Here is an 18523-nt window from a genome sequence, read left to right as displayed (position 1 = left end):
ACATTATGGTTAAACGTGCGTTATTGGCACTCTTAGGGCTGATGACTTTCTCGGCCCATGCTGTGGTCATTTTACAGTATCACCATGTGTCAGAAACCACGCCGGCGGCGACGAGCGTCACGCCTGCACAATTTCGTGAGCAAATGCAGTTTCTGGCGGACGATGGTTTTAAGGTTATTCCCTTATCCCAAGTGGTTGAGGCGATCAAAAACAAGCAAGATTTACCCGCAAAAACGGTGGCGATCACCTTCGATGATGGTTATCGCAGCATCGCGACCACAGCGCACCCTATCCTAAAGGAATTTGGTTTTCCCTACACCCTATTTGTGGCAATTGAGCCGATTAAACAAAAGTTTACTGAGATGATGACCTGGGAGGAGCTGATTAAACTTTCCAAGGAAGGGGCCGACATTGCTAACCACAGCTGGGCCCATGAGCATTTGATCCGCAAACTCGATAATGAATCCCAAAGCCAATGGTTAGCGCGAATTAAAGCCAATATTCAGGACACCGAAAACGCGATTCGTGAGGCGACGGGGCAGAACTTTAAAATGCTGGCCTATCCCTATGGCGAATACAATCAGGCGATTCAGGATATGTTGAGCGACAATGGCTTTGTCGCCTTTGGCCAGCAGTCTGGTGCGGCGGGGCCTTATTCGCCACTCACGGCGCTGCCGCGTTTCCCTGTGGCGGGGCAATATGCGGATCTAAAGAGCCTAAAAGCCAAGTTATACAGCCTCAATATGCCAGTACTTGAGCAAACGCCTAGCGATCCTGAGCTTAAGGGCGGGCATTGGCGCCCCGAGCTTAAGGTTAAGCTCGATATGAGCGACATTTCGGCCAAGCAGGTCATGTGTTATATCCAAGGGCAAGGCGCTAAAACGCCGACTTGGAGCAGCGACAATGAGTTTAGTATTCAAGCCGATTTAGCCCTGCCAGCGGGTCGCTCACGCTACAATTGTACGGCGCCAAGCAAGACGCGCAATGGCTATTACTGGTTTTCGCAGGCATGGGTGAGACCCAAAGACGACGGCACTTGGGTTAAAGAATAATGCCTTTGCGAAGCTATTTAGGTTTGTAGCTTTTGACGATTTTATCGAAGTCGCTGATCAAGGCGTCGTTGAGTACTTGAGGGGCTTTACCTAAGGTTGCAGTGGGTTTAAACACTGCGACCCGCGTACCTTGGGGAGAAACCAGTACATAGCCAGCACTATGATCGACTTGATAATTATCCCCTTCGCCGACCATGGCATAGGTGAGGCCTAGGCTGCGGGTGAGGGGAAATATTTGGGTTTGCTCACCCGTCACTGCCTTAAACTCAGGATTAAAGAAATTCACATAGGTGAGGAGTTTCTCTGGGGTGTCCCGCTTCGGATCTACGGATAAAAATACGATTTGAATGGGCGCAATTTTTTTCAGCTCAGGATAGGCGGCGGCGAGTTTGTTTAAGGTGGTCGGACAAACATCGGGGCAATAGGTAAAGCCGATAAAGAATAGACTCCATTGGTCCTTCAAATTGGCATTGGTAAAGGGTTTCTGTTGTTGATCGACAAGCTCAAAGGGCGCTAGCTCAAACGCTTCGGGAAACAAAAAACCACTCTCTAACTCAACGGGCTTAGGTGGATTGAACTTCACTGCAAATAGTCCGCCCAATCCTATTAATAGAATCGCTATCACTAAGATCTTGTTGGAGATTTTTGTTTGCATATTTTGTCCTTTGACCATCGCTCGTTGCACATTAAGCCCAAAGATAGTGGTCGAGCAGTAATGCCATGAATAACAACATTAAATGATAAATCGAAAAACGAAACACCTGCATCGCCAGCCCTTCGCTGTCCTGATACTTTAACTGCCACGCTTTATAAATAAATCCCGTGCTGAGCAAGCTTGAGCACACAAAGTAGAGCGGCCCACTCATCCCGACTAATACGGGCAATAGACAAGCAATCGCCAGCAAAATCGTATAGAGCAAGATACAAGTCTTAGTAAATTCTACCCCATGGGTCACGGGCAGCATGGGAATATCCACTTTGGCATATTCTGCGCGTCTGTGAATCGCCAGTGCCCAAAAATGCGGCGGCGTCCACAGGAATATGATGATGACGAGCAATAGCGCATGACCATGGAATTGATTCGTCACCGCCGTCCAACCCAAGAGCGGCGGCATCGCGCCCGCTAAACCGCCAATGACAATATTTTGTGGCGTGGCCCGTTTTAAATAGGCGGTATAAATCAAGGCGTAACCAATCAAGCTGGCAAAGGTGAGCCAAGCGGTCAGCGGATTAGTGAAAAGATACAGAATCACAAAACCTAGGCTGCCTAAGAGTGCCGCGAACAACAACGCCCTCATCGCCGAGACCCGACCCTTGGGCAACGGACGGTTATAGGTGCGCGCCATCATGCCGTCGATGCGCCTGTCAATCAGATGGTTCAAGGCGGCGGCCGACCCCGCCATCATGGCGATGCCGAGCAAGCCTGCCACTAAAGGTTTAACGGGCAATATGGTGGGCATGGCTAAACACATGCCGACTAAGACGGTGAGCAGCATTAAGGCCACTACCTTAGGTTTGGTCATCTCGAAATAGGCACGCCAAGCCAAATGAACACTGGGGTGACTGCTGATAGAGAGTGGTTTTGCCATGATAAATCCCCCGATGATTAAGGTGCCCTGCGCCAAAGGAAATAGTTAATCGCGACTAATGTGAGTAATAACAAGGCCGCGCCGCCATTGTGGGAAACGGCAATCCCCAGTGGTAAATGCATCACCACGTTTGAAATCCCTAAACTGACCTGCAGTATCACTAAGGCGACCAACAATAGGCTTAGGACCTTGAGCTGGGTGCTGAAAAATAACCGATAGGCGAGCAACAACAATAGACTGGCGGTAATGATGGCGCCGACGCGGTGGGCGATATGAATGGTCATGCGGGCATGGTAATCCAATACGCCAAATTCAAAGCTTGGGTGTTGCCCTTGGAAAGGGGAAAACGCATCGGCAATCGCGAGATTATCCATCCAATTTCCTTCGCAAATCGGCAGAGCCGTACAGGCGAGGGCGGCATAGTTGGAGGAGGTCCAAGCGCCGAGCATTATTTGACCTATCAGCACCACCAGACTCAGCAACGCCAGTTTCGGTAAGTGTTTACTCTGGCCGAGAAATTTAAGGCTCGTGCCTATCCGCGAACCATGGGCGCCATTAAATCCTACGCTCGCAACACGCTGATTGTGAATATCAGCGGTTTCGAAAATTCGCCTCGGACGCGTTCGCAGATACAGCAAGAGCAGGAGCGAGAGCAGGCTAAAGCCGCCAATTAAATGGGACATCACGACAATCGGCATTAATTTCATCGTCACAGTCCACATCCCCAAGGCCGCCTGAAAGATGATGAGTAACACTATGGCTAAGGGCAGCTTTTTTGGGGCTTGGGATGTTTTTAGGCAGAGGATAAAAACCAGTAAGACGAGGATGCCCAAGGCGCCCGCGATATACCTGTGGATCATCTCGAGCCAGGCTTTTTCTGGATGGATATCGTGGTCTGGAAACAGGGTTTGGGCATGGGAAATCTCATGGTCGTGGGTGGGCACTTTGATATGACCGTAGCAACCGGGCCAATCTGGGCAGCCAAGTCCTGCGTCCGAGAGCCGAGTGTAAGCCCCCATTAAAATCACTAGCAGAGTAAAAACTATGGTGACGCGTAGGAGCCAAGTCAGTTGCATTAGTCTACCCTCGATAGTTTCAATAACTTACGGAGATCCGCGACCAAGGCTTTACCCTGAGCTAAATGTGCCGCCTTGCCTTGCACTTGGGGGTAGCGCAGCACGAGTGCGCCGAGTGGATCGACAATAATCAACTGCTGTTGGTCAAGCCATTGGTTGAGGCTTTGGCTGGCGGGCTGAGTGTTGAAGTTAAAGCTGCTTAATGCGCTTAAGTCACTGTCGGGATTCACCAGAATAAGCGGTTCGACACGAGCCTGATCTGGCCCTAAGGCGGTATGACTCTGACGCAGGATATATAAGCGCTCGCGGCAAGCCTCATCGCACTTTGCGGGCAATAAATACAGCAGTTGCCATTCCTTAGGCTGAGGATTGTTAAGGCCAAGACTGGTATAACTGGTTTCTGGGCTGATGAGTTCACCGTGGTTGGTGGAGCCGCCTTGATACCAATGCATGCTCAGCACTAACTTAGCGATGACCACAGGTGTGATAAATGCCAGTAGCAATAACCCCAATGCGCGGTATTTGGCTGTTTGTTGGGAGTCCATATTTGCTCCTCTTATTGTCCCTAATGCTTTGTTTTATTGTTTTTTATTAAAATCTTACAGGTATCTGTTACTCGGTCTTAGTCGCTTCCTTATCGGGTTGATGCCGTTGTCGTGATGTTTTGAGGTATTTCGCTCCTTGCCAACCCATCAGCCCCGCAAACACAGTTGCCATGGCAAACCATTGCAATGCATAACCCCAATGCTTTTGTGCCGAGAGGGGGAAAGGCTGCCAAGGGTGGGGCAAGGCCTGCGCTGGTTGTAATTGGGGTAAGGCATCGGGTTGTAGCACCGCGGGCAGGATGGGATGCTCTAACATTTGTGCCATCTCGGGTAGATTGAGATTTTGAAACCGAATCCGTTCGCCTTTTTCCGTGGTAAAGGGTTCTGCCAATAAATGATGGCTCAAAGGATTAATCTGTTTTTGATAGAGGCGGCCCGTAAGAACCTGTTCACCAACTATGGGACTGACTTCGGGCAAGGCATCTCGGTGGGATTTGGCAGCAATAAAGCCGAGTTCGAGTAACAGCCAAGGTTGCTCGCGATTATTTGTCTGATTTGCTGACGTTATTTGCAGTAATTGAAAGGCGAGATAGCCCACTTGCCCTTGATAGACCTGATTGTCGAGTAACCAGATTTGCGGATTAACGGGGCTGGCTTGAACCTCAAGGCGATACCCAGTAACGCCACCTTTAGCTAATTCAGCTATGAGCTGATCAGGATTGAGTGCGGCAGCGGATTGTCTGGCCTCCATTTGTGCGAGTAGTTCGGTTTTTTCCGCAGCCCTATCCATTTGCCACAAACCCAGCTTGACCAAAATCACGAATACCACCACAGTCAATATCTGCAGTAACAACATTGCCCTATGCACCCAAATGTATCTTGGCAACCCCATTAATTTGGTCAGCAAAACATAAGGATAGCGTATGAACATCCCGTTCATTTTTAAGTGTGTTTTAGTACTGCTGTTACTGTTTATCATTTTTAACCTAGGCAGAGCCTTAATCATTATGGTTAAAGGTGACGATCAAACCGCTGATCACCCTGTGCCTATGAGCCGCTATTTGGGCCGTAGGGTGATGTTTTCTGTACTGGTTATCCTGCTCTTGCTGGTGGCTTTGGGGACTGGAATGCTTGGTCTCAATCCCACGCCGTAAGCTTTCCACTTATTGTTTCAATGAATCTTTAAAGCACATAAACAAAGATAAACAGGCAGAGCCAGACTACGTCGACAAAGTGCCAGTACCAACTGCCCGCTTGGAAGGCAAAATGCTTATCCGCACTAAAGTGGCCTTTTAACACTCTGAAAAACAAGACTAATAGAAATATAGTGCCCAAGGTGACATGCATGCCGTGGAAACCCGTCAGCAGGAAAAAGGTGTTGCCATACACGCCAGAGGTGAGCGTTAGCCCCATCTCATGGTAGGCATGGCTATATTCCTCGGCCTGCAAAGCAAGGAAGCTAATTCCGAGCAGAATCGTGAGTCCCAGCCAGAGGGTGATGGCCGAACGCTTACCCTTTTCTAAGCTAGTATGGGCAAAATGCAGCGTGACAGAGGAGGTTAGCAGCACAATGGTGTTGACCAGCGGTAGTCCATTCCATGGCATGGCTTCGGTTTTGGTACCATCTGGCGTGGTGAGGAGTGGCCAAACAGCCTCGAAGTGTGGCCACAGGACTTCGTGGGTCATGGCATTGTTGGAGGCACCGCCGAGCCATGGCACTGAGACCATGCGGGCGTAAAATAAGGCGCCGAAGAAGGCGGCAAAGAACATCACCTCGGAGAAGATAAACCAGCTCATGCCTTGGCGAAACGATCTATCCATTTGATGGGAATAGAGGCCCGTCATCGATTCTTGGATCACGGTTCTAAACCAGCCTACCAGCATAAACAGGATGACGACTATGCCTGCAAGTAGAATATAGCCGCCACCCGAAGCGCCAGATTTGAGTTGATGAACAAAATGTCCTGCCCCAAAGGCAATTAAAAACAAGCCGATAGCACCAACAATCGGCCAAGCACTCTGGGCGGGGACGTAGTAAGTCTCATGTTTAGTGGTCATTTTGCAGCTCCTTGCTCTATGGCAGACGCTAACTGCTTGTCGGTAATGTCGTAGAGGGTGTAAGAGAGGGTTAAAGTGTGGATAGACTCGGGTAATTGAGGATCCACGAAGAAGATCAACGGAAGTTCGGCGCGACTCGCCGCGGCTAAGTGTTGTTGGTTAAAACAAAAACATTCGGTTTTATTGAAATAAGCCGCACCTTGTCCAGGCGAAATAGAGGGAATCGCCTGGCCCACAGTCGCTCTATTCGAGATGTTTTGCGCCAGAAATGCCGTGTGAATGAGTTCGCCCGGATGCACTTCAAGCCGTTTCGTTTGTGGCTCAAATTTCCACGGCATGCCCGTCTGTACCTGCGAGATAAACTCCACTGTTACCACTCGGTTCTTATCCACAGTGATCGCCTGATAACTGCTGGCAGTATTGGAGGTTTTGCCATTAATGCCCAGTTTTTCGCACAGTACATCGTAGAGCGGCACTAAGGCGAACCCAAAGCCAAACATCGCAAGGCAGCCCAACACCAGTAGGCTGATAAGCTTACGATTTGACTTGATGATGGGCTGATGGGGTTGGCCTTGCATGTTATTTCACCTCGGGTGGCGTGGTGAAAGAGTGGTAGGGCGCGGGACTTGGTAGAGTCCATTCTAAGCCTTCGCTGCCTTCCCAAGGTTTGGCGGGCGCCTTTTCACCGCCCCGAATGCACTTAATCACCAGCACAAGGAAGATCAGCTGAGAAAGACCAAAGGCAAAACCCCCAATCGACACGATTTGGTTTACATCGGCAAATTGAATCGAGTAATCGGGAATACGCCTTGGCATACCCGCAAGACCTAAGAAATGCATCGGGAAAAACAACACGTTGACCGAAATCACCGAGCACCAAAAATGCCACTGGCCGAGCTTTTCGCTGTACATATGGCCGGTCCATTTTGGTAGCCAGTAATAGGCCGCCGCCATGATGGAGAAAATCGCACCAGTGACTAACACATAGTGGAAGTGAGCCACCACAAAGTAAGTATCGTGGTATTGGAAGTCGGCCGGCGTGATGGCGAGCATCAAACCAGAGAAGCCGCCAATAGTGAACAGGATAATAAAGGCCACCGCGAACAACATAGGGGTTTCAAAACTCAGTGAGCCGCGCCACATGGTCGCTACCCAGTTAAACACTTTTACCCCAGTCGGCACGGCAATCAGCATAGTGCAGTACATAAAAAACAACTCGGCAAACACAGGCATACCGGTTGTGAACATATGGTGCGCCCACACGAGGAAGGACAGAATCGCAATACTCGCCGTGGCATACACCATGGATGAATAGCCGAACAATTTCTTGCGACTAAAGGCCGGAACTATGGCGGAGATAATGCCGAAGGAAGGCAAAATCATGATGTAGACCTCGGGGTGACCGAAGAACCAGAAGATATGCTGGAACATCACAGGGTCGCCGCCGCCTGCTGCCTCGAAGAAGCTAGTACCGAAAAACTTATCGGTTAACACCATAGTGACGGCGCCTGCGAGTACGGGCATAACGGCGATCAGCAAGAAGGCGGTAATCAGCCAAGTCCAAACAAACAGCGGTAACTTCATCCACGTCATACCGGGGGCGCGTAGGTTGACTATGGTGACGATCACGTTGATGGCGCCCATGATCGAACTTATCCCCATGATATGAATAGAGAATACAAATAATGCTGTGCTGTCAGGGCTATAAGTGCTCGAGAGTGGTGCGTAGAAGGTCCAACCGAAATTAGGGCCGCCGCCTTCCATAAACAGTGAGCTCAGTAAAATAGTAAAGGCAAAGGGTAGGATCCAAAAACTCCAGTTGTTCATCCGTGGAAGCGCCATATCAGGCGCACCAATCATCATCGGGATCAGCCAGTTAGCCAGCCCTGTAAAGGCTGGCATCACGGCGCCGAATACCATGATTAACCCATGCACTGTGGTCATTTGGTTGAAGAAGTTAGGTTCAACGAGTTGTAATCCGGGCTGAAAGAGTTCGGCGCGGATCACCATGGCCATAGCACCACCGGTTAAAAACATTATGAAACTAAACCACAGGTATAGGGTGCCAATGTCCTTGTGGTTGGTGGTGAGTAACCAGCGCATGATGCCTTTAGGTGCACCGTGATGGTGTTCATCATGGGCGGCAATTTGATCTTGAGTCAGTGTGCTCATCTTAATCCCCTACTGTCCATGGCGAGCAATATCAGCGGGTTGCACTGTATCGCCAGTATTATTGCCCCACGCATTGCGCTCATAAGTAATGATGGCGGCAAGCTGTTGTGGCGTGAGTTGTGTGCCAAATGCCTGCATCGCCGTGCCCGGTTTACCGTGCATCACTATGTCGATGTGATTGGCGACCGGACCCGTTGCAATAGCGCTGCCAGCAAGGGCGGGGAAGGCTGGGGGCATACCTGCACCCGATAGCTGGTGGCAGGCGGCGCAAATCGTGGCATAGGTCTTTTCCCCTTCGGCCATCAGTTCATCATGGCTAAGCGTGGGAAGACTCGCGGGGTCGACACTGGCGGCGGGTTCTGTTGTCGCCTTGGGTGCATCGGTGGTTGCGGGGGGCGGAGTCGTTGCTACTGGCTCGCTACTCGTGCCACCGGATTTATGGGCATCAACGTCTTTGGCTTGTACCGCATCACCCGTGTTATTGCCCCACGCATTACGCTCATAGGTAATCACGGCGGCAATTTCTTGGGTCGTTAATTGTTTGCCAAAGGCCTGCATGGCCGTACCCGCTTTACCATTGAGCACGATTTCAAGATGGCCGCTCAGTGGTCCTGTCGCAATGGGGCTGCCTTTGAGTTGTGGGAATACCCCCTGTAAACCTTCACCGTTAGGTTGGTGACAGGCCGCGCAGTGACCGAGGTAAACTTGCTCACCCTGAGTCATCAGCTCTTCTTTAGTCAATGTTTGTGATAACGCGGCTTGTGCGGCTTGCGCTGCGGCATTGGCGGCTTGTTTTTGTTCTTCAACCCAAGCATCGAACTCGGCTTCGGGCAATGCCTGCACCACTATCGGCATAAAACCATGGTCTTTACCGCAAAGCTCGGCACATTGGCCACGGTAAATGCCGGGTTTGTCGATACGGGTCCACGCCTCGTTGATAAAACCTGGGTTAGCGTCTTTTTTAACGGCAAAGGCGGGCATCCACCATGAGTGGATAACATCCTCTGAGGTCATCAAGAAACGGATTTTACGATTGATGGGTAATACTAGGGGTTTGTCGACCTCGAGTAAGTAGTGCTCACCCTTGGCTTCACTACCTTCGATTTGAGGTCTTGGGGTTGCGAGAATGCTGTAAAAATCAATATCTTGATCGAAGTAGCTATAATGCCATTTCCATTGAGAGCCTGTGACTTTGACCGTGAGATCGGCATTGCTGGGATCTTCCATGGCAATCAGAGTTTTCGTGGCGGGAATCGCCATTAAGATCAGAATGACAAAAGGAATGATGGTCCACGCGATTTCGACTTTTGTACTCTCATGGAAGTGAGACGCGACCGCGCCCTTGGATTTCCTGTGGTTGATCATGGCATAAATCATCACGCCAAAAACCACTAAGCCTATCGCGCAGCAGATATACAGAATCGTCATGTGCAAGTGATAAACCTTGCCACTGATTTCTGTCACGCCGGGGGTCATGTTGAACCGCATGTCCGCGGCGGCCAACGGTGGGGCGAATAGCACCACGAGTAAACAATACAACCATTGCTTCACAAGACTTCTCCTCTGCCAATTGCGAATAGCAACTACAAAGAAGAGCAACACAGTAAGTCTCAACTCTATGCAAACTCTTCAGTTCCCAAAAAAGCTTCTCTGACTTCAACGTGCGTTGGCGGCTTACTTTTGATTAAGTATTGTTACTGCTGGTATTAGCCACACTGGCACATACTGCTGAATAAACCCATTATTCTCGATTTTTGTGGGCAAGAGATATTCGATAAATCGTCGATATTTTTTGCCTAAACGGGCGATATATTATGCTCGCCTGAATCAAACATACTTGCTGTTTAAAAATTGATCAAGATCACTTCTTTTTCTAATTGTCTGAAAAATTGCCAAAAAAAAGCCCCACATTCACAGGTGAGGCGGCTTTCAAGGCTAAATACGCAGTGCAAAAATTTTAATGAACAGAGCTAAAAAAACTACCTTGGGCAAAGTGAGCGGGTTGCTTGAGTGTCGCGTCCGTAGTCGAGTGATTTACAACACCTTCGAGCACGATTCCCATGGCGCGGGCACTCTTGGCCACAATTTGCAAACGACGATTGTCGCGGGCATCGAGTGAGTGGATCCAAGTAATTACTGCGCTGGAAGTGCCACTGGTTAAGGCTTTTTCCATTGCCCACAGGGTTTCGACTTCATCTTTCGCATGGACTAAGAGAACGCGGTCCATACGCACGCCAGCGCTAGCCAGTAACTGCTTGTAGCCAATACTAGGTGGGTTGATGAGCACGACCCAGCGGCCTTGTTGGCTCAGTTGTGCTAACTGCTTGCTAAGCTGCATCAGCTCTTGGCGCCCTTGGCTCTCGGTGGGCATAGTGATGATAGGCGTATGCTGCCAGTCAGTATCGGTTTCGCGTACCGCATCGAGCCATAAACCGGGGTGACGCGGGGCATTACCTAGTAGTTTGTTCATAGCCAATCTCCATTGCGGATCACCCCTACGGCGAGCCCTTCTATTGTTAGACTTTGGAAACTTAAATCGACTTTAATTGGGGAGTAATCTTCATTCTCTGCATGTAGATAAACTAGATTCCCTTTCTTTTCAAAGCGTTTAACTGTTACATCATCGTCAACGCGAGCAACAACTACTTGGCCATTGCGCGCTTGCTGTACTTTATGAACGGCGAGCAGATCCCCCTCGAGGATACCGATGTTCTTCATACTGTCGCCTCTGACGCGCAGTAAGAAATCGGCGGCAGGGTGGAACATGCTAGGGTCGACTTGGTAATACTGTTCGACATGCTCTTGGGCGAGTATAGGTTCGCCCGCAGCCACTTGACCAATCAGTGGCAAGCCTGATTCGCTGTTATCTTCTTCCTCAACAGGGAGACGGATCCCGCGGGAAGTGCCAGGCATGATCTCGATGCAGCCTTTTTTCGCCAATGCTTTAAGGTGTTCCTCGGCGGCATTTGCACTTTTAAAACCCAAACGGGTGGCGATTTCGGCCCGGGTGGGTGGCATGCCAGTCTCGGCAATATTACGTTTAATCAGCTCTAAAATTTCGGCTTGGCGTGGCGTCAACGGTCTCATGTTCTTTCCTGTTTTTCTATACAGTTACTGTTAGTATATACAGTATTATTCGTAGTGCAAGTATTAACCACTTTTTAACGCGATTGGAGAGTATTAGCGAATGTTCCCTAGAATCTGGTATTCTATGGGGCTAATGAACGTACTTACATTGCATAAGAATAATGCCTAAACAAGACTCTCTTTGGTTGAAATCATTACGCTGGATCCAAAAACACTTAGTGCACACTATTGTTGTGCCGCAGGATCCCTTTGCCGATCTGAATCTGGACGCCTCCAGACCGCTTGCTTATGTAATGAAAACAGAATCCCTGAGTGATATTGCTGCGTTAAGCGAAATCACCACTAAGCTGGGTTTGCCAAGCCCCTACGAGCCGCTCGTGGTAAATGGCGTTGTCGCGCCCCGCGTCGTCTGTCTCGAAGGGCGTAAGCCTTTGTTTGGCGAACGTGCCAGCAATGAGCCGTTCCTCGAATGTTTTATGCGTTTGTTGGCTGTCCATAAGGAAAAGCCTGAGTTAGATATTCAGCTGGTGCCTGTGAGCCTGTATTGGGGCCGTACTCCGGGTAAAGAAGACGATACCATGAAGGCGGCTGTGCTTGAGCGCGAGAACCCAACTTGGTTACGTAAGTGCTTGATGATCCTATTTTTAGGCCGTCACAACTTTGTTCAGTTTTCTAATGCGGTATCGCTGCGTTACATGGCCGACGAACACGGCACCGATATGGGGATTGCCCATAAACTGGCGCGGGTGGCTAGGGTGCATTTCCGCCGTCAACGCAAGGTGATGACAGGGCCAGTGCTGCCTAATCGTCAGGCAATGTTCCACTCCCTGCTGAAATCCGAATCCTTACGCAAGGCGATTCAAGAAGAAGCGGCGAGTAAGAAGATTTCCGAAACCCAAGCTCGTGAAACAGCAATTGAATATCTTGATGAAATTGCAGCGAATTATTCCGACAGCCTAGTGCGTATTGCCGAGCGTTTCTTAACTTGGTTATGGAACAAGCTCTACAGCGGTATCAATATCAAAGGTGCCGAGCAAATCCGCCAGCTTCACCATGATGGTCACGAGATTGTGTATGTACCTTGCCATCGCAGCCATATGGATTACCTGCTGTTATCCTACATTTTGTATTACCAAGGCATGGTGCCACCGCATATTGCGGCGGGGATTAACCTAAACTTCTGGCCTGCGGGGCCGCTGTTCCGCCGTGGCGGGGCTTTCTTTATTCGCCGTAGTTTTAACGGTAATAAACTCTATACTGCCGTGTTCCGTGAATACCTCGATCAGCTGTTTGCTAAGGGATATTCGGTGGAGTATTTCTCTGAGGGTGGCCGCTCTCGCACTGGTCGTCTATTGGCGCCGAAAACGGGCATGATCGCCATGACGATCAACAGTGTGCTGCGTGGCATCGAACGTCCAGTCACCTTAGTGCCAGTGTATTTAGGTTACGATCACGTGATGGAAGTGGCGACTTATCACAAAGAGCTGAGCGGTAAGAAAAAACAGAAAGAATCTGTATGGCAAGTCTTTGGTGCTATTCGTAAATTAGGTAATTTTGGCCAAGGTTATGTCAACTTTGGTGAGCCGATTACACTGCAAAACTTCTTGAATGAAACGGCGCCAAACTGGCGCACTGAAGTGGCCGACGATCCTGAACAAAAACCGACTTGGTTAACCCCTGCGGTGAACGTGTTAGCGAATCGTGTGATGACTCGCATTAACGATGCCGCCGCGGCCAGTTCTATCACCTTAACCAGCTTAGTGCTGCTGGCGTCGGAGCAAAATGCCCTAGAGCGTTGCTTGCTCGAGCGTCAGTTAGATTTGTACTTAACTCTGCTTAAGCGTGTGCCTTACACTTCGTTTACGTCGGTGGCCGAAGGTGATGGCAAGCACTTAGTGCAACAAGGATTAGAGCTGAATAAGTTCTCCATCAATGCAGATCCTCTGGGGGAGATAGTCTCTATTGATGCGAACCAATCGATTTCAATGACTTACTATCGTAACAATATCATCCACTTGTTTATCATTCCGTCGTTGATTGCCAGCTGCTTAACCAACAATAAGCAGATTTCAAGAGCCCATATCCTAGGGATTGTGAGTGACTTCTACCCTCTACTGAAGGCGGAGTTATTCATGGGTATCAAGGATCTGCCAAGCTATGTGAATCAAGTGCTGGATCTGTTTATTGAACAGGGCTTAGTGCAGGAAAGCGATACGCTGTCGGTGGTGACCGAGCACACTAGCCAAATGTTGTTGCTGGCCGGAAGCGTTAGCGAGACTTTGCAACGCTATGCGATTATCTTCAATCTGCTGGCCCACAGACCTAAGATGGAGCGTTCGGAGCTGGAGTCTGAAAGCCATCTGCTTGCCCAACGTTTAGGGGCGCTGCATGGAATTACCGCACCAGAGTTCTACGACAAGAAACTCTATAACACTTTGAGTGTTAAGCTTAAAGAGTTGGGTTATTTTTCCGAGAAGGAAGATAAATCCGACGTTGAGCGCATTCGCGATCAAGCCAATAGCTTACTTCGAGCCTCAGTGAGACAAACCATAGTCGCGAGCGTGACCGCGGAGCATATCGTTTAATGGCTAACCATATGAATGCGGCGAAGAATAAGCCGGTGGGCAAGTCTTTGCTCGGCGGTGCCATGATTATTGCCGGCACCACAGTCGGGGCGGGGATGTTTTCTTTGCCCGTGGTGGGCGCAGGCATGTGGTTTGGCTACTCGGTACTGATGTTGCTCGGTATTTGGTTCTGCATGTTGATGTCGGGGCTGTTACTGCTCGAAACCAATCTGCATTTCGAGCCGGGAGCGAGTTTTGATACCCTGACCAAGGAAACCCTAGGCCAGTTTTGGCGGATCGTGAATGGGGTATCGATTGCCTTCGTGCTCTACATCTTAACCTACGCCTACATCAGTGGCGGCGGCTCGATTGTTAACCATAGCCTACAGGGCATGGGGATAGAGTTACCCCAGAGTGTCGCCGGATTAGTGTTTGCGGTCGTGCTGGCTTGTATCGTGTTGATCAGCACCAAGGCGGTGGACCGTATTACGACCATAATGCTCGGCGGGATGATTATCACGTTCTTCCTTGCGATTGGTAACTTACTGATCGAGATCGATGTGACTAAGCTGCTCGAACCGGATGGTAATCAAAGCTTTATGCCTTATCTGTGGGCGGCCTTGCCCTTTGGTCTGGCAAGTTTTGGCTACCATGGCAACGTGCCGAGTTTGGTGAAGTACTACGGCAAAGATTCATCGACCATCATCAAAGCGATTTTCGTCGGCACTTTCATCGCGCTGATCATTTATGCCTGTTGGTTAGTCGCCACTATGGGCAACATTCCTCGCAGCCAGTTTAGTGAGATTATTGCCCAAGGTGGCAATATGGGTGTGTTAGTCGGCGCCTTGTCGAAAGTGATGGAAAGCAGCTTATTAAACAGTATGTTAACCCTGTTTGCTAACTTAGCCGTGGCGTCTTCTTTCCTCGGTGTGACCTTAGGCTTATTCGATTATTTGGCCGATTTATTCGGGTTCGACGATACGCGCTCGGGGCGGATGAAAACGGCGGTAGTCACCTTTGTGCCGCCGACCATTTTAGGTTTGTTATTCCCCGATGGCTTTTTGATTGCCATTGGTTTTGCTGCCTTAGCGGCAACCGTGTGGGCCGTCATCGTGCCTGCACTGATGGCCTATAAATCGAGACAGCAGTTCCCAAACCATCAAGGTTTTAGAGTCTTTGGTGGCACACCCTTAATTATCCTTGTGGTGTTATATGGCGTGGTGACTGGGGCTTGTCATCTACTCGCGATGGCGAATCTATTGCCGCAGTTCTCCTAAGTATTTCTCGTACGAATCAAGCCCTCAAATTGAGGGCTTTTTCTTTATATTCATCTTTTTATCGCCAAAACTGGACAGTTGCCTAAACTCCAGCTTAACTCGAACACATTATCTGTTTGATTGGAGTCTGCAATGAGGATTACTCAGTACGCGCAGGGACAGGCCTGTTGGGTCGAACTGGCGAGCCATGACTGGCAGGGTGCACAGGCGTTTTACCACGCGCTGTTTGGTTGGAATGCGGTGGAAATGGCGATTCCTAATGGCCATTTCTCGTTGTTCAACCTCGACGGTGATGACTTAGGTGCCATGTATCAAATCCCTGAGTCGGAACCACAGATCCCTAGCCACTGGCGGATCTATTTTGCGGTTAAGGATATCGAAGCCACGGTTGCCGCCATCCTTGCTGCGGGTGGGCACTTACATATGGGACCGCATGTGGTGGGTGATGCGGGCGTGATGGCGCAGGTGAGTGATCCCGAAGGCGCGCGCTTTGCCCTGTGGCAGGCGAAAAACCACCCTGGCTCACGTCGCCAAGGGGAAGAAAATACCCTGTGTTGGGTGGAGCTGGCCTGCCGCGAACCTAGCGCCGAAGCACGTTTTTACACTCAAGTGTTTCCTTGGACCACGCTCCCCAGTCATGTACCTGGCATCGATTACACCGAGTGGCAAATTAACGGTCAGTCTATGGGGGGCATGATGAAAATGATGCCGGAATGGGGCGAGATCCCCGCCCATTGGATGCCTTATTTTGTAGTTGCGGATTGTGATGCCTTGGCCGCTAAGGCGCAGGGGCTAGGCGCACAGTTATGCGTGCCGCCCAGTGATATCCCAGATGTGGGACGTTTTGCGGTGATTGCCGACGCGCAAGGGGCAACCTTCGCGGTCATCAAATTAAATGAGCTATCTTAAGCTGGCGAGATGACACTTCAGCATAAGCGATCATAAAACCTAGGTTTATTGAGTCATACCTAGGTTTTATATGGTCTTATGTCGATACGCTTATTTCTTTAACCGCTATTGGTTACACCTTAAACTCACTCACTAAACCATCCAGCTGTTGACCTATCCCCAGTAAGCCATTGGCAGAGCTTGCCGCCTGTTTCACCCCCGTCAGAGTACGGTTAGCACTGTCATTGACGCTGTTGATCGACATATTAATTTCTTCCACCACGGTCGACTGCTGCTCGGCAGCGTGGGCCATTTGCGAGACCGAGTGGGTGATCGACATGACCATTTCGGTAATAGTCGAGAGGGCCGATTCCACTTGGGTCACTTGCTCAACCGTGCTGTTGGTGGCTTCTCGGCTTTGTCCCATCATGGTCGCTGCTGAGCTGGATCTATCCTGCAGTGTTTGGATGATTTGTTGGATTTGCTTGGTCGATTCTTGCGTGCGGCTGGCAAGTGAGCGTACTTCATCGGCTACTACCGCAAAGCCACGTCCTTGCTCGCCCGCCCGAGCCGCTTCAATCGCCGCGTTGAGCGCCAACAGATTGGTTTGCTCGGCAATGGCGCGGATCACATCCAGCACGGCACCAATCTTATCGCTGTCGTTACGTAACTGCTCTATGGTGGTGGCTGAGGCTTCGACTTTGCTCGCCAGTTCCTTCATCGAATGAGTGGCGCGGGTGACTGTCTCGCGGCCGAGGAGGGCTTGTGCTTTGGCATCCTCCGAGAGCTTATTGGCGGTATCGGCACTGGCAGCGACTTCGACGGCACTGGCGGCCATTTCGGTAATGGCCGAGGCGACCAGTTGGGTTTCATTCTGCTGCGAACTCATGTCTTGGGTCGCGCTGTGAGTCACACTGTTTAGCTGGGTTGATGCGCTAACCATTTGAACTGTCGTGTCTTTGACTTCGGCCACTAACTGCTGGATCCGCAATACAAAGCGGTTAAAGTTTTTGGCGAGTTGGGTCAGTTCGTCATGGCCATTTACGGGTAGGCGCTGGGTGAGATCGGCCTCGCCATCGGCGATTTCATTCAGCAGCGCCACCACTTCGCGTATGGTGCGCAGCAGGTTTTGGGTCACTATCACTGTGATGAAGGCGGAAAGCAGAATGGCGATCAGCAGGATGATGTTGATAAAGGTGATTTTTTGGCTGACCTCCTTAGCAGCTTTATCGCCCGCTTCAGACAGCGACTTCATCGTATTATCTTGCAAATCAGAGGTCATCTGCGCCATTTCGATGCCGATATTATCCAGCTGCACTATGGCTTGATTGCGGTTATTGATTGCCGTGACGACGCCGTCTGCCGCTTGCTCGTATTCAGTTAACAGCCCCGCAGCTTGTTTTACCTGAGACTGATAGGTCAAGTTATCGAGCGCCGCGGCGAGCTCATCCATTGTGCTATGTGTGTTAACGAGTTCGGCTCGAAAACGTTGCGCCTGATCGGCTTGGTTATCGAGGAGAAACTTGCTGACATAGAGGCGAGCCAAGAGCAGTTCACGCAGATTTTTACCGGCGTAGAAGGCACCTTGCACATCGCCATCGGTAAAGGAGGACTGCATGATTTGGGAGATAATCTTTTCTATTTCAGGCCCTTTTACATCGAGTATGCCAGTGACTAGCTTGGCTCTTTGTTGTTGATTGGGGACGACTTGCTGATTAAAGATATCCACATAGTCTTTTTCATGCTCAATGATCCGTTGGAGCATTTGGCTGCGCTCCTGATTATCTATATGAGCCTTGGCTTTGGCTAATAGGTCGCGGGTTTTACTGTCTTGGGCGCTAAATTCGGCTGCCGTTTCGCTGGAACCCGTTTTGACATAGGTTTTGACCGTCAGGCGCAGGCGATAAATTTCTTGAAGCAGGCTACTGGTGAGATCGCTTTCTGGGGCAAGATCTTCAGTCACGGCGCGCATTCGATTATCGATATCGGTCAGGGCGAAGTAACTTAATACCCCTAAAGTGATCAGCATGGCAACAAGAAAGACAGGAACGATCGCAAGCTTTTTAGTGAGTGTTAACTGATTGATAGAAAACATAGTTACCTCAGAGTGAACTTGTCTTCCATGGCTTGGATTAAAGCGCTAGCTCCTGTACTAGGCACGGCTTGTTTGAGTATAGGAGACTTATTTCGAGGTAAGAGAAAGCTTAAATGAAGT

General features: G+C 50.0%; 17 protein-coding genes. 5 read left to right on the top strand and 12 right to left on the bottom strand.

All coding sequences use genetic code 11. From position 1 onward, the window contains the following. Positions 1-5 precede the first annotated feature (5 nt). Positions 6-1052, top strand: coding sequence for a polysaccharide deacetylase family protein (locus tag B5P39_RS18020; protein WP_088212508.1), 1047 nt, complete (start codon positions 6-8; stop codon positions 1050-1052). A gap of 13 nt (positions 1053-1065) precedes the next feature. Here B5P39_RS18020 and B5P39_RS18015 read toward each other — a convergent pair whose 3' ends face one another. The 5 genes from B5P39_RS18015 to B5P39_RS17995 form a co-directional block, all read right to left on the bottom strand. Continuing rightward, complete coding sequence (locus B5P39_RS18015; RefSeq protein ID WP_176399998.1) at positions 1066-1695, bottom strand: SCO family protein; 630 nt, start codon at positions 1693-1695, stop codon at positions 1066-1068. Between the two features lie 43 nt (positions 1696-1738). Next, complete coding sequence (gene cyoE, locus B5P39_RS18010) at positions 1739-2641, bottom strand: heme o synthase (protein ID WP_088212506.1); 903 nt, start codon at positions 2639-2641, stop codon at positions 1739-1741. 17 nt (positions 2642-2658) lie between these two features. Continuing rightward, positions 2659-3717 carry a COX15/CtaA family protein gene (locus B5P39_RS18005; RefSeq protein ID WP_088212505.1) on the bottom strand — a complete coding sequence of 353 codons (1059 nt, stop codon included), beginning with the start codon at positions 3715-3717 and terminating at the stop codon, positions 2659-2661. Beyond that, complete coding sequence (locus B5P39_RS18000; RefSeq protein WP_088212504.1) at positions 3717-4262, bottom strand: hypothetical protein; 546 nt, start codon at positions 4260-4262, stop codon at positions 3717-3719. Before B5P39_RS18000 ends, B5P39_RS18005 begins: the two co-directional genes overlap by 1 nt. Positions 4263-4329: 67 nt before the next feature. Next, entirely contained in the window at positions 4330-5241 is a 912-nt protein-coding gene (locus tag B5P39_RS17995; protein WP_176399992.1) for an SURF1 family protein, read from the bottom strand. Here B5P39_RS17995 and B5P39_RS17990 point away from each other — a divergent pair. Beyond that, positions 5186-5416, top strand: coding sequence for a DUF2909 family protein (locus tag B5P39_RS17990; protein WP_088212503.1), 231 nt, complete (start codon positions 5186-5188; stop codon positions 5414-5416). The two genes, B5P39_RS17995 and B5P39_RS17990, sit on opposite strands and share 56 nt — an antisense overlap. A gap of 28 nt (positions 5417-5444) precedes the next feature. On the opposite strand, the gene B5P39_RS17985 is transcribed toward B5P39_RS17990, so the two are convergent. The 6 genes from B5P39_RS17985 to lexA all read right to left on the bottom strand — a co-directional run bounded on the left by B5P39_RS17985 (position 5445) and on the right by lexA (position 11579). Beyond that, complete coding sequence (locus tag B5P39_RS17985; RefSeq protein WP_088212502.1) at positions 5445-6320, bottom strand: cytochrome c oxidase subunit 3; 876 nt, start codon at positions 6318-6320, stop codon at positions 5445-5447. Beyond that, positions 6317-6898, bottom strand: a complete 582-nt coding sequence (locus tag B5P39_RS17980; RefSeq protein WP_011718711.1) for a cytochrome c oxidase assembly protein — start codon at positions 6896-6898, stop codon at positions 6317-6319. Before B5P39_RS17980 ends, B5P39_RS17985 begins: the two co-directional genes overlap by 4 nt. A gap of 1 nt (position 6899) precedes the next feature. Further along, positions 6900-8492 carry a cytochrome c oxidase subunit I gene (gene ctaD, locus B5P39_RS17975; RefSeq protein WP_088212501.1) on the bottom strand — a complete coding sequence of 531 codons (1593 nt, stop codon included), beginning with the start codon at positions 8490-8492 and terminating at the stop codon, positions 6900-6902. A 9-nt stretch (positions 8493-8501) separates the two neighbouring features. Continuing rightward, the gene (gene coxB, locus B5P39_RS17970) at positions 8502-10043 is read right to left on the bottom strand and encodes a cytochrome c oxidase subunit II (protein ID WP_088212500.1); all 1542 of its coding nucleotides are present in this window, start codon (positions 10041-10043) and stop codon (positions 8502-8504) included. 406 nt (positions 10044-10449) lie between these two features. Then, complete coding sequence (locus tag B5P39_RS17965; protein WP_011718708.1) at positions 10450-10962, bottom strand: cell division inhibitor SulA; 513 nt, start codon at positions 10960-10962, stop codon at positions 10450-10452. Continuing rightward, positions 10959-11579 (bottom strand): transcriptional repressor LexA, encoded by a 621-nt coding sequence (lexA, locus tag B5P39_RS17960; protein ID WP_011624510.1) that lies wholly within the window; start codon positions 11577-11579, stop codon positions 10959-10961. Before lexA ends, B5P39_RS17965 begins: the two co-directional genes overlap by 4 nt. A 161-nt stretch (positions 11580-11740) precedes the next feature. Between lexA and plsB the strand changes: the two genes are divergently transcribed. The 3 genes from plsB (at position 11741) to B5P39_RS17945 (ending at position 16329) form a co-directional block, all read left to right on the top strand. Then, positions 11741-14164, top strand: coding sequence for a glycerol-3-phosphate 1-O-acyltransferase PlsB (plsB, locus tag B5P39_RS17955; protein WP_088212499.1), 2424 nt, complete (start codon positions 11741-11743; stop codon positions 14162-14164). Then, on the top strand, positions 14164-15420 hold the full coding sequence (gene mtr / locus B5P39_RS17950) for a tryptophan permease (protein ID WP_088212498.1): 1257 nt from the start codon (positions 14164-14166) through the stop codon (positions 15418-15420). The genes plsB and mtr overlap by 1 nt, the downstream gene beginning before the upstream one ends. 132 nt (positions 15421-15552) lie before the next feature. Further along, positions 15553-16329 carry a VOC family protein gene (locus B5P39_RS17945; protein WP_088212497.1) on the top strand — a complete coding sequence of 259 codons (777 nt, stop codon included), beginning with the start codon at positions 15553-15555 and terminating at the stop codon, positions 16327-16329. Between the two features lie 112 nt (positions 16330-16441). Here B5P39_RS17945 and B5P39_RS17940 read toward each other — a convergent pair whose 3' ends face one another. Next, the gene (locus tag B5P39_RS17940; protein ID WP_088212496.1) at positions 16442-18403 is read right to left on the bottom strand and encodes a methyl-accepting chemotaxis protein; all 1962 of its coding nucleotides are present in this window, start codon (positions 18401-18403) and stop codon (positions 16442-16444) included. Positions 18404-18523: the final 120 nt, after the last annotated feature.

The organism is Shewanella sp. Shew256 (assembly GCF_002196695.1).
GTDB lineage: Bacteria > Pseudomonadota > Gammaproteobacteria > Enterobacterales > Shewanellaceae > Shewanella > Shewanella mangrovisoli.
The sequence above is the reverse complement of the archived record's forward strand: the minus strand, read 5'-3'. Positions and strand labels throughout refer to the sequence as shown.

Excerpts from the sequence above, each read along its gene's own strand:
- ctaD (WP_088212501.1), bottom strand. The coding sequence starts at position 8,492 with ATGAGCACACTGACTCAAGATCAAATTGCCGCCCATGATGAACACCAT.
- B5P39_RS18005 (WP_088212505.1), bottom strand. The coding sequence starts at position 3,717 with ATGCAACTGACTTGGCTCCTACGCGTCACCATAGTTTTTACTCTGCTA.
- lexA (WP_011624510.1), bottom strand. The coding sequence starts at position 11,579 with ATGAGACCGTTGACGCCACGCCAAGCCGAAATTTTAGAGCTGATTAAA.
- mtr (WP_088212498.1), top strand. The coding sequence starts at position 14,164 with ATGGCTAACCATATGAATGCGGCGAAGAATAAGCCGGTGGGCAAGTCT.
- B5P39_RS17965 (WP_011718708.1), bottom strand. The coding sequence starts at position 10,962 with ATGAACAAACTACTAGGTAATGCCCCGCGTCACCCCGGTTTATGGCTC.
- cyoE (WP_088212506.1), bottom strand. The coding sequence starts at position 2,641 with ATGGCAAAACCACTCTCTATCAGCAGTCACCCCAGTGTTCATTTGGCT.
- B5P39_RS17995 (WP_176399992.1), bottom strand. The coding sequence starts at position 5,241 with ATGATAAACAGTAACAGCAGTACTAAAACACACTTAAAAATGAACGGG.
- B5P39_RS17940 (WP_088212496.1), bottom strand. The coding sequence starts at position 18,403 with ATGTTTTCTATCAATCAGTTAACACTCACTAAAAAGCTTGCGATCGTT.
- B5P39_RS18020 (WP_088212508.1), top strand. The coding sequence starts at position 6 with ATGGTTAAACGTGCGTTATTGGCACTCTTAGGGCTGATGACTTTCTCG.
- B5P39_RS17985 (WP_088212502.1), bottom strand. The coding sequence starts at position 6,320 with ATGACCACTAAACATGAGACTTACTACGTCCCCGCCCAGAGTGCTTGG.
- B5P39_RS17980 (WP_011718711.1), bottom strand. The coding sequence starts at position 6,898 with ATGCAAGGCCAACCCCATCAGCCCATCATCAAGTCAAATCGTAAGCTT.
- B5P39_RS17990 (WP_088212503.1), top strand. The coding sequence starts at position 5,186 with ATGAACATCCCGTTCATTTTTAAGTGTGTTTTAGTACTGCTGTTACTG.
- plsB (WP_088212499.1), top strand. The coding sequence starts at position 11,741 with ATGCCTAAACAAGACTCTCTTTGGTTGAAATCATTACGCTGGATCCAA.
- B5P39_RS17945 (WP_088212497.1), top strand. The coding sequence starts at position 15,553 with ATGAGGATTACTCAGTACGCGCAGGGACAGGCCTGTTGGGTCGAACTG.
- B5P39_RS18000 (WP_088212504.1), bottom strand. The coding sequence starts at position 4,262 with ATGGACTCCCAACAAACAGCCAAATACCGCGCATTGGGGTTATTGCTA.